The organism is Micromonospora craterilacus, assembly GCF_003236315.1.
GTDB classification, from domain to species: domain Bacteria; phylum Actinomycetota; class Actinomycetes; order Mycobacteriales; family Micromonosporaceae; genus Micromonospora; species Micromonospora craterilacus.
The window spans coordinates 1-527 of the sequence record NZ_POTY01000549.1 but is presented as its reverse complement, the minus strand read 5'-3'; the positions used below and the strand labels follow the sequence as shown (position 1 = coordinate 527).

General features: G+C 76.5%; 1 pseudogene. It reads right to left on the bottom strand.

What is annotated here, in order from left to right:
• Positions 1-527, bottom strand: a pseudogene (locus tag C1I95_RS34370) (heavy metal translocating P-type ATPase); the annotation flags it as partial.

Sequence of the window (527 nt, the reverse complement as noted above, 5' to 3'; positions counted from 1 at the left end):
CGGTCACCCCCCGGCCCGGTTCCTCGGTCACCTCCGTCGGGGTGACCAGCCGCAGCCCCCGGTCACCGGCCTGCCGGACCAGCGCCGCGGCCAGCACGTGCGGGGACAGCTGCTCCACCGAGGCGGCCAGCCGCAGCACCTCGTCGGGGTCGCCACCCGGCGCGACGACCGTCTCGGCGACCCGGGGCCGGCCGGCGGTGAGCGTGCCGGTCTTGTCGACCAGCAGGGTGCGGGCCCGACCCAGCACCTCCAGCGAGCCGCCGTCGCGCACCAGCACGCCCCGACGGGCCACCCGCGACAGTCCGGAGACGATGGCGATGGGGGTGGCCAGCAGCAACGGACACGGGGTCGCCACCACCAGCACCGCCACCGCCCGGATGAACTCCCCGGACAGCAGCCAGCCCAGCCCGGCCAGGGCGAGGGTGAACGGTACGAAGGCCGCGGCGTACCGGTCGGCCAGCCGTACCGTCGGGGCCTTGCGGGAGGTCGCCTCCTCGGCCAGCCGGACGATCCCGGCGTACGTGCTG